The sequence below is a fragment of the Mesorhizobium sp. M7A.F.Ca.US.002.01.1.1 genome (genome assembly GCF_004022955.1).
Taxonomy (GTDB): domain Bacteria; phylum Pseudomonadota; class Alphaproteobacteria; order Rhizobiales; family Rhizobiaceae; genus Mesorhizobium; species Mesorhizobium ciceri.
The window spans coordinates 46,904-56,943 of record NZ_RZQE01000004.1 but is presented as its reverse complement, the minus strand read 5'-3'; the positions used below and the strand labels follow the sequence as shown (position 1 = coordinate 56,943).

Here is a 10,040-nt window from a genome sequence, read left to right as displayed (position 1 = left end):
CCTCTGTCCATCTTGCCCCTGTCCATTCCCGGCCATCCTAAGCCAATGCCTCGGCGGCAAACGAACCGGGCACGGCCGTCAGGCTGCGCAGCCGCTCGACAAGCGCACGGCAATCGCTGCGATCGTAGCTCCAGGTTCTCGGGTTGCGCGCCAGAACACGCCCCTTCAGCCTGGCGAAGCGATGCTCCTCCATCTTGCCTAGCGCGGCTTCGAGCGCTTCGGGCGACGCCTGCGGCAACAGCACGCCGATATCCTGCTGCTTGAGGAACCGCCCGGTCTCGGTATTGCCCATCGAGATCGGCACCGCGCCGAAACGACAACCCTCATAGAGCCGGTTGGGCAGAAGCCATTCGGAGTTCTGCCCCGCTTCGAAGAAATCGATCGCCCAGGAAAAATGGACATCGTTGTAGATCGCCGCCATGTCTTCCGGATTGCGGTAGGGCCCGAGAAACGACAGCCATGGCTCGGCCTCGACAAAGCCGTGAAAGTCAGGGAATTCCGACAAAGCCGGACGGCCGCGCAGCACGATCTCGAAGCGGCCCTCCGTGCGGCGGGAGAAATCAGCCAGCAGCTCGAGCGAGCGGCGGCAGCGCAGCGCGCCGAACCAGCCGATCCGCCATGGCGGGCCGACCGGGCTCAATTCAGCCTCCGGAGCGCCGGGCACAATCGTCGCGGCCTCGAAATATTTGTTTTCGACCAGCTCAATGGGTGCCGCGACCTGGCCGAACGGCTTGAAATAATTGGCGATGAAGGCAGGCGAACTGGTCACCAGCAGCTTCACATCCCTGGCCAGAAATCGTTCGGTGGCACGCAGCGCCTTGCCCAGGACATCGTTGCGCAGCACAAGCCGATGAATGTCGAGGCACTCGTATACGATCGGAACCGATGCACCGAAGGCTGACCTGGCGCGGCGGGCAAGCGCCAGCATTTCCAGGTTGCGCGCGACGATGACATCCGGCTTTGGCATGCCGCCCAGCTTCGAGCCTATCGAAACGGCTGCTTTGGCTACGGCCGCGAGGCGTTGGCCGAATCGCCCGTCACGCGTCCCGCCGAGGTCGATCGGGCGCAGTCCCTCGATATCCGCAATCGGATTCGCGGTGCGACGGAATCCGGCCAAGGTGACCTGGGCCCCACCTGCCCTGAGCATCGTGATCCGCCGGCGCACCGCCGGGTCGGAAACGTCGTGCACTAGGTACAAGACATGCAGCATAAAAACTCGACCGCTGTTGGCCCACCCGAGGGAATGCTAGTACAGCTCTTGCTGCATCGCAACATTTTTGCTGCACCAATCGACGTTTTCTGTTGCACTGCAAAATTATTGCCGTAGTTTGTGGTCGGCGGCGGTCGTGGATTTTCGGGCTCGAAAATCCACGTAAAAAATCAGGAATCCTGAATTTGGAAGCCAATGCATTCGATCCGCCAGAAGGCTCCTTGCGCAAATCGGTTGGGCGCGGCGCGGTCGTCACGGCCATGGCGCAATCGGTGCGGGTCGCGACACAGATTCTGTCGGTTATCGTCCTGTCCCGGTTGTTGTCGCCACAGGATTTCGGTGTCGTGGCGATGTGCGCGCCGGTGCTTGCCTTTATCGCACTGTTCCAGGATTTCGGCCTGACCCAGGCAACGATCCAGAAATCAGGCATCCGGCATGAGGAGGTGAACTACCTCTTCTGGATCAATGTCGCCGTCAGCGCGATCCTGGCTTGCGTGCTTGCGGGTGCGGCGCCGCTGGTTGCTGCCTTCTATGGCGAGCCGCGCGTGACAGGTCTGGTGGCTGCGTTCGGGCTGCAGATCATGGCCTATGGGCTTGGCGCCCAGCATCTGGCGCTCTTGACGCGCCGTATGCAGTTCGGCCGGCTGGCCGTCATCGACGTCGCCAGCGCCATCGCCGGGCTTGCCGTGTCGATCGCCTGGACCTTCATCGATCGCTCCTATTGGGCCCTGTTTGCCGGCACGCTGACCGGTGCCGTGCTGCCGACGCTCTGCTACTGGGCGAGTTCGCGCTGGCGTCCGGGCCTGCCGCGCAAGGTCGCCGGCATCGGCGAGCTGATCAATTTCGGCGCCGGCATCACCGGCTTCAACTTCGCCAATTTCTTTGCCCGCAACCTCGACAACGTGCTGATCGGCAAATATTGGGGCGAGGCGCAGCTCGGCCTCTATGACCGCGCCTACAAGCTGCTTCTGTTTCCGCTGAGCCAGATCACCAATCCCTTGTCGAAGGTGATGGTTCCAGCACTTTCCAGGCTGAAGGACGAGCCGGATCGCTACCGCAGCGCCTATCTGCGCGTCATGCCGCTGATCCTGCTGGTGGCGCTTCCCGGTGTCGCCTTCGCCACCGCGATGTCGGATGTGCTGATCCCCTTCGTGCTCGGCGAGCAATGGCGCGCAAGCGCCTCGATTTTCCTGGCGCTCGGCTTTGCCGGGCTGCTGCAGCCGCTCAACAATCCGGCGGGGTGGCTTTTCGTCAGCCAGGGCCGCTCCGGCGATTTCATGCGCTGGGGCATCATAACGGCCGTAACGTCGGTGCTGGCTTTCATGCTCGGCCTGCCCTATGGCGCGCTGGGCGTGGCGATCGCCTATGCGATCAGCGAATATCTGCGGACGCCTTTCCTATGGCTCTATGTCGGCAAGAGCGGACCGCTGCAGGCGCATCATGTGCTGCGCGCGGCAACGCCGTTCGTGCTTGGCGCCCATCTGGCGCTGGCCGCGATCTGGTTCGTCAAGCCAGCGCTGCCGCAGCAGCATGTCGTCGCCCTGGCCAGCAGCGCCGTGTTCGCCTACCTCATCACGATCATCATCGCACTGGCATTCGCCTCCGGCCGCGAAGCCTTGCGCGAGGCGCTCAAGATGCTGCCGGCAAGGCTGCCTGCGGCAGCGCCGCGCGAAGCGCAATAATTTGGGCGTCTTCGACTGCTACGGACATCTCCTCCAGGACCAGGTCTGAACCATGCACTACCGATCGATCTCCGATATGAACGACGCCATCGTCAGGGGCCTGCACCGGCTGCCGCGCGACATCGACCTGGTCGTCGGTGTGCCGAGAAGCGGCGTTTTGGCAGCGACGCTGGTCAGCCTTGCGGCGAACATTCCGATGACCGATCTCGACAGCTTCCTGGCTGGGCGAATCTACACATCAGGCGTCACCAAGCGCCGGGCCGCTCTCGACCGCAAGGTTTCCGAGATGCGCAAGGTGCTGGTGATCGACGACAGCGTCGCCGGCGGCAATGCCATGCGCGACGCACGCGCCCGCATCCAGGCTGCGGGCATCGAGGCGGACTTCACCTTTGCCGCCGTGTTCGGCCTTGAGCCCCTGCACCAGGAAACCGACCTCGTCTTCGAGGTCGTGCCGCATCCGCGCATGTTCCAGTGGAACTTCATGCATCACAAATTCCTGGCGCAATGCTGCGTCGACATTGACGGCGTGCTGTGCCTCGACCCGACAGAGGCGGAAAACGACGACGGCCCGGCCTATGAGAAATTCCTCAGCGAAGCGCGGCCGCTCCATGTCGCGACCCACAGGATCGGCTGGCTGGTCACCAGCCGGCTGGAGAAATACCGCGCGCTCACCGAGGCATGGCTCGCCAAGCATGAAATCAAATACGACCAGCTGATCATGCTCGATCTGCCGAGCAAGGCGGAACGGCAACGACTCGGCGCGCATGGCAGTTTCAAGGCCGATTTCTACCGCAAGTCCGATGCCATCCTGTTCATCGAGAGCGAGCACGAACAGGCGCTGAAGATCACCGAACTGTCAGGCAAGCCGGTGCTGTGCGTCGAAACGCATATGGTCAGCTTCCCCGACGCGCTGTCGCTGCCGGCACTTGGCCAGGCGGCCCGCAACCTGCCGGCAAGGCTGCGGCAGATCAAGTCGCAAGAGGGCCGCAAGAGCGCCGCCAAGACCATTGCCCGCGCACTGCTTGGCGCCCGCGGCTACGAGACGCTGAAAAGCCGGGTCAAGCGTCCAGCCTGACCTGCTCAGGCGGCGTCGTCAGGCCGCCTGTCGCGCGCGCTGCTGCATGGCCCTGTCCAGTATCGAGAAGAAGGTGATGAACTGGCGATCGGGATCGAGTTCCGGGCGCCCGGCGAAGCTGCGAGCGAGACTGGAAAGCCGGTCATATTCCTGGTTGTCGCTCCACAGCCGCCTGACGGCCGCGACCCAATCGGCCAGCGGAGCATCGTAATCCAGCACCACGCCACCGGAGCCGACAGCCTCGGGCAGACCGCCGCGCCGCGAACCGATAACGGGGATTCCGCTGCAATGGGCCTCCGAAGCGACGCGGCCCCACGCCTCTTCCCACTTGCTGGGAGCAAGCAGGATCTTCGTGCGGCCATAGACCGTCTTCATGTCGCTGGTGCGGCTCTCCAGGACGACATTGCCCAAGGGAGCGATCGTCTGTTCGATCCGCGCCCGGTGATCGTCGTCGAGCTTCCAGCTTTCGACGAACAGGAATGGAATTTCGCGGCAGGCGCCGGCAATCCGCACCGCGAGCTCAAATCCCTTTTCCTCATAGGGGTTGATCAGCGTGACGAACTGGCCCGTCGTCGGCGTCGAGTAATGCGCCGGGTTGATGGTTGGCGGGATCACTGCTGCCTCGATGCCGAATTCTTTTTTGTAGGTTCGCGCGGTGAAATCCGAATTGGCAATGTAGAGCGCCGAATGCAATTCGCGCAGATCGCCGCCCAGTTCATGGAACTCGACATTGCGGAGATAAACGACCAGAGGCACGCCCTCCGCCTGCAGCGCCTTGCCGATCGGAACCGATTTGTGACACTGGACCACGGCGACATCGGGCTTCAGCCTGTCGACGGCATAACCCGCCGCTTCCCAGGGAAACCAGGCCCGCACCACCGGATAGCCGGGATAGCTGTCGACAACCGCCGGCTGCCGCAACAGCTTCATCTTGGCGCGCGCCTTGAAGCCGAAGACACCGTCACCGAACAGGGCGGCGAGCACAGCGGCTTCATGACCGTGCTCGATCAACTGTTCGGCCAGATGATGCGTGCTCGACTGAACGCCGCCACTGAACTCGGGCGGGTAGCCGTTGCCGCCTGCAAAGAGAACTTTCATGATCGGGCTCCTTGTCGCATCTCGTATTCCTTGCTCGGAGACAACAGGCAAAGGCCGCCGCCTCGCTTTCGACGTCAGGCAAGTTTCGGCGGCTCCAGATTGGCGAAGGGATTGGTACAGGATTGCCAGCCGGTAAACCGGATCGGGTCGTTGGGCGAACTGCGCCAGGCGTAGTCCGTCAGCATATGGAATTCGGCGACGACCCAGCGGTCGAAATGCAGCAGATCTTCCCGCTTCCGCCGGGGCAGCAAGCGACGCGCGGCGCCCAGTTTGAGCTCCTCCACCAGGGTGACGGCGTCACTCAGTTTTTCGCTTGGGAAGTTCCATGGATTCCTGTCGCGGAACGCCAGCACGAACTGCTGCAGATGCTCGATGCGGATGTTCAACTTGCCAAGGTATTTTTCCAGCGTGACGCGCACCAGATCCTCGTCCGAGAAGGAGGAAACGGTGGCGTAGGCGACCCCCGTCGAAACCACTCCGCCAGCCAAGACGGCCAGGGCCGAGCGTCTGGAAATCTCGATCATGCGATACCTCCTTTCACGCGATCCGGCTCGCCGCCCGCAAGGACAGCGCTGCCGCGGTCAGGCTCGGGTTGGCGCAGGAGCAGCTCGGATAGGTGCTGGTGCCGACGACGACCAGGTTTCTGAGCTGATGGTGGATCATGCCGCTGTCGACCACAGAATCGGCCGGGCCGGTGCCCATCCTCAGCGTGCCCTGGACGTGCGATTCGGTCGGCCGAATGCCGCGGTCGAAGAGCTTTTCGACCGGCAGCGGCGCCAGAAGGTCAGGCAATTTCTCCAGAGCGCGCGCCATGCCCTTCACCGCGTAGTCCGATGGCGCCTTGAAGCTGACGAAGGCATTGTCATCCGCGTCAAGCGTGACGTAGTTCTCGGGGTCGAGCAGGTTCTCGGTGACCACGACCAACGGCAGCGCCTGGCGTAGCCGCCCCTTTTCGGCACGCATTCCGTGCTGCCAGCGGTTCTCGAAATAGACCAGTGCCGCCGCATGCTCCGATCGGTGAGGACCATCATAGAGGCCGAAATTCAGGCCGGTTGTGATGGTGCTGCCGTCGAAATTGTCGACACCGTCGAGATAGACCTCGAAATTCCAGCCGTAGGATTCATGCAGGCCGCTGCCGACAAATTCGCCGCCCAGGCCGGATCGCAGCATGATCGCCGCACTCTGGATGGCATTGGCGCCGAGAATGAAGAGATCGCCGCTGACCTGGTATTCCTTGCCGTCATGGCTGAACGTGACCGAACGGACAGCACCGCCGACGTGATCGAGCCGGCGCACTTCCGCACCGAGGCAGACCGAGATGTCGGGATGCTCGAAGACGTGCATCAACCCGTTGTTGACGGTGAATTTGGCGTCGACCGGGCACAGCCAGCAACGCAGATTGGCACAGCACGAGCTGCGCTGCGCGGTCGGCACGCGAGCCCGCGCGGTTGGCATGACGAAGTGCTGGTCGGGCTGCGCCGCCTTCATCATCCTGTCCGGTGTCGACATGCGATGCGGCGGTTGCGGAAACGGCTTCGAGCGGGGCAGCATCGCCGCCATGTCGGGGTCGCCGGAGATCGACATGATGTCTTCCGCGTCGCAGTAGAACGGCTCGACGTCGTCATAACTGATCGGCCAGTCATTACCGATGCCGTAGGTGCTTTTCAGCCGGAAATCATTGGGATGAAATCTTGGCGTCTGCGCGAACCAGCAATTCGTCCCGCCACCCAGTCCGATCGTGTAGTTCCACGGCTTGTCGGAATTGGTCTTGTAGGTCGTCTCGTCTTCGATGTCGGTGTTGACGTTCTGTTCGAGCTGCCATTCATGGGTGTTGTGGCGTCCCCACTCCAGCACCAGAATGCGCGCCTTTCGGCGCCTGGCGAACTCATGCAGGAAGAAGGCCGAACCGAAGCCGGAACCGATCGCGACGAGATCGAAATGATCCTTGGTGATTTGCTCCGGCTTTACGTCCAGCACCATCAGCTACAACTCCACACAGAAATACGCGCTCAGCCCCAGCGTCCGCAGGCCGTGTGCGGACCAGTCTTGCATCCGTCTGCCAGGGCCCGGTCTCATGCCGCCATTCTGCCGATCGAGTGATATTCGATGCCATGGCGGGCGATGACCTTGGGGTCATAGAGGTTGCGGCCGTCGAAGATGACCGGCGTGGTCAGCGCGTCCTTCACCGCGTCGAAGGACGGCGCGCGAAAGCTCTTCCATTCTGTGGCGATCAGCAGCGCATCGGCGCCGCGCAGCGCCGCCTCCTTGGTGCCGCACAGAAGCAGGTCGTCGCGCAGCCCGTAGATGGCCTGGCATTCCTGCATCGCCTCGGGATCATAGGCCTGCACATTGGCGCCGGCCTTCCAGAGCGCCTCCATCAGGACGCGCGCCGGCGCCTCACGCATGTCGTCGGTGTTGGGCTTGAAGGCCAGACCCCAGAGCGCAAAGGTCCTGCCTTTGAGGTTGCCCTTGAAATAGCGGTCCACCTTGTCGAAGAGAACCGATTTCTGTGCGTTGTTGCGCTCCTCAACGGCGCGCAGCAGCTTGGCGTCGAACTTGACGCCTTCGGCGGTCTTGATCAGCGCCCGCACATCCTTCGGGAAGCACGAGCCGCCATAGCCGAGGCCCGGATAGATGAAATGGTAGCCGATGCGCGGATCGCTGCCGATGCCCTTGCGGACCTCCTCGATGTCGGCGCCGAGTTGTTCGGCCAGATTGGCCATCTCGTTCATGAAGCTGATCTTGGTCGCCAGCATGCAGTTGGCGGCATATTTGGTGAATTCTGCGCTGCGCACGTCCATCACGATCATCTTCTCGTGGTTGCGATTGAACGGCGCGTAGAGTTCGCGCATCACAGCCTCGGTGTCCTCGCTGTCGGTGCCGACGATGATGCGGTCCGGCTTCATGCAGTCGGCGACCGCGGACCCTTCCTTGAGGAATTCCGGATTTGAAGCGACATCGAAAGCCAGGTCCTCGCGGCCTCTTTTCTTCAGCGTGTCGGCGATCCTGGCCTTCACCTTTTCGCAGGTGCCGACCGGCACCGTCGACTTGCCGACGACGATCTTGGGTTTGTCCATTTCGCGGCCGATGGTCTCGGCGACTGCCAGCACATATTTGAGGTCGGCCGAGCCGTCCTCGCCCGGCGGCGTGCCGACCGCGATCATCTGGATCTCGCCGTGCCTGACAGCGGCGGCGGCATCCGTTGTGAACTTGATGCGGCCGGCGGCATGGTTCTCCTTAACGAGGTTTTCCAAACCGGGTTCGAAAATGGGAACCAGGCCCTGGTTGAGCCGCTCGACCTTGGCGGCGTCGATGTCGACGCACACCACCTGGTGCCCGACTTCGGCAAGCACCGCCGCCTGCACGAGGCCGACATAGCCAATTCCAAACACCGTCAAATTCATTCGGTTTCATTCCCATGCAAGGCAGCGGACCGTTTTCGGCCCCGCCGGTTCAAATCGACTTTCCCAACTACTTTACACTGCATGCCAGCGATTCCGGAAATTGACAGGGTTCGCCGAGCGCCGTGAAGGCGACCCGCTCGACCTGCAGGGAAAGCTTGCGGCCCGGATCCGCGAACGCTCCCATCCAGCCCTTCATCGTATCGCTGCCCCAAAAGCTGAAGAATATCTTCTGTGCATGGCTGGGCAGCTTCGCCGGGTCGGTAATCGTGTTCACCAGTTGGCCGTTGACGTACCATCGCAAGCTGTCCTTCTGCCAGACGAAGGCGTAGTCGTTGAAGGCCTTCTCCGTGCCGCCCGGTACGTCGACCAGTTTCTCGTTCTTGCCCTTGCCCGCGATATAGGCGTTGACCTGCACCTTGGAGGTGTCCTTGGTCAGGACCTCGAAGTCGATCTCGTCCCAGGGCTGCTTGTCGCTTGGACCGATATAGGTGAAGAACGCGGCGTTGAGGCCGGAGCCGGTATCGGTCTTCAGCCGTGCCTCATAGGTGCCATAGCCGAAGCGCTGCTTGGTCTGGATCTCGCCGCAGACGTAGTCGCGATCCTTCAGCGTCTGCTTTTCGAAGCCGAGCGACAGCACACCATTCGACAGTTCGACCATATTTTTCGACCAGGTGCAATTCTGATGGCTGCCGTTGTTCCAGCCGTCGGAAACATACCAGCGCGTGCGGTCGAAGCTTTTGAAATCATCGACAAAGGACGGCGATGTCGGAATGTCCTGGGCATGGGAAGGGGTTGCCAGGAAACCGCCAAGAGCAGCCAGCAGCAACGCACCGAGCGACCCCAGCCGCCGGGCGGCTTGTCCGGTCCGATATGCGAGAGGCGGTGCGTCAATTGCCGTCGTAGGTTTCGGATTCCAATTCATACCAAACTCACCTTTGCGCTGTGTGTCCCCAACCCAAAGTCGACGTTCGAACCGCTCCTGCACGAGCCAACCTTGACCTCCTTGTGACCCTCTCGATTGCTTCTGCTTCCCGCCTTGCATCAAATCTGTTGCAACAGTTCCGAGCCTTCACGTTCAACCTCTGCCGGCGCCTGCCGGCCAGGCGAATTCCGCCGCGGCGGCCGAGGAGGCATCCTCGTCAAAGACCATATCCAGCGAATGACGGAGCTCTTTCATCATGCCGTCCTGGCGCGACAGCGCCGCGATGCGGCGCTCGCAATTCAGGATCGACTGTGTCAGGGCGCTGACTTCCGAAGACCGCTTGTCGGAAGCAGAGCCGTTTTCCATCGCTTCGACCAGAAAGGCGGCGTTGGTCGACGTCGTCCGGTAGCGATTCTCAAGCCCGGTTCTCTCGGCCTCGATCTCGGCCGCAATCTGCTCGAACAGCTTTGCCAGACGATCAAGACGTGAAACATCGGCCTGACGGTCGCGGGCCGGATCCCTTGATCTGAAACCGAATATCGAGGCCATGAACTCAGGTTCCCGTCATCGCCGGCTTGTGGGCCGGGCTTCTGGCCGATCCCCGCAGCCGGGGCTCAAAAACTCGTGTTGCGTTGTCGTGCTCCTTTTG

General features: G+C 62.1%; 9 protein-coding genes. 2 read left to right on the top strand and 7 right to left on the bottom strand.

All coding sequences use genetic code 11. The features are described from left to right. Positions 1 to 37: 37 nt before the first annotated feature. Entirely contained in the window at positions 38 to 1,210 is a 1,173-nt protein-coding gene (locus EN932_RS01395; RefSeq protein WP_127369356.1) for a glycosyltransferase, read from the bottom strand. 185 nt (positions 1,211 to 1,395) lie between these two features. Here EN932_RS01395 and EN932_RS01390 point away from each other — a divergent pair, with 185 nt between their 5' ends. Together EN932_RS01390 and EN932_RS01385 are read left to right on the top strand one after the other, a co-directional pair. Next, a complete protein-coding gene (locus EN932_RS01390) occupies positions 1,396 to 2,892 on the top strand; it encodes a lipopolysaccharide biosynthesis protein (protein ID WP_013528104.1) in 1,497 nt (498 codons plus the stop codon). Between the two features lie 52 nt (positions 2,893 to 2,944). Then, the gene (locus tag EN932_RS01385; RefSeq protein WP_013528105.1) at positions 2,945 to 3,967 is read left to right on the top strand and encodes a phosphoribosyltransferase family protein; all 1,023 of its coding nucleotides are present in this window, start codon (positions 2,945 to 2,947) and stop codon (positions 3,965 to 3,967) included. Between the two features lie 18 nt (positions 3,968 to 3,985). Here EN932_RS01385 and EN932_RS01380 read toward each other — a convergent pair whose 3' ends face one another. The 6 genes from EN932_RS01380 to EN932_RS01355 form a co-directional block, all read right to left on the bottom strand. Next, entirely contained in the window at positions 3,986 to 5,065 is a 1,080-nt protein-coding gene (locus EN932_RS01380) for a glycosyltransferase (RefSeq protein WP_064992952.1), read from the bottom strand. Between the two features lie 74 nt (positions 5,066 to 5,139). Continuing rightward, entirely contained in the window at positions 5,140 to 5,589 is a 450-nt protein-coding gene (locus EN932_RS01375; protein ID WP_013528107.1) for a hypothetical protein, read from the bottom strand. A gap of 13 nt (positions 5,590 to 5,602) precedes the next feature. After that, positions 5,603 to 7,045 (bottom strand): GMC family oxidoreductase, encoded by a 1,443-nt coding sequence (locus EN932_RS01370; RefSeq protein WP_063169883.1) that lies wholly within the window; start codon positions 7,043 to 7,045, stop codon positions 5,603 to 5,605. 92 nt (positions 7,046 to 7,137) lie between these two features. Then, positions 7,138 to 8,469 carry a UDP-glucose/GDP-mannose dehydrogenase family protein gene (locus tag EN932_RS01365; protein ID WP_013528109.1) on the bottom strand — a complete coding sequence of 444 codons (1,332 nt, stop codon included), beginning with the start codon at positions 8,467 to 8,469 and terminating at the stop codon, positions 7,138 to 7,140. Between the two features lie 67 nt (positions 8,470 to 8,536). Beyond that, entirely contained in the window at positions 8,537 to 9,391 is an 855-nt protein-coding gene (locus EN932_RS01360; RefSeq protein WP_024501832.1) for a family 16 glycosylhydrolase, read from the bottom strand. Between the two features lie 153 nt (positions 9,392 to 9,544). After that, positions 9,545 to 9,940 (bottom strand): hypothetical protein, encoded by a 396-nt coding sequence (locus tag EN932_RS01355; protein WP_127369213.1) that lies wholly within the window; start codon positions 9,938 to 9,940, stop codon positions 9,545 to 9,547. Positions 9,941 to 10,040 lie beyond the last annotated feature (100 nt).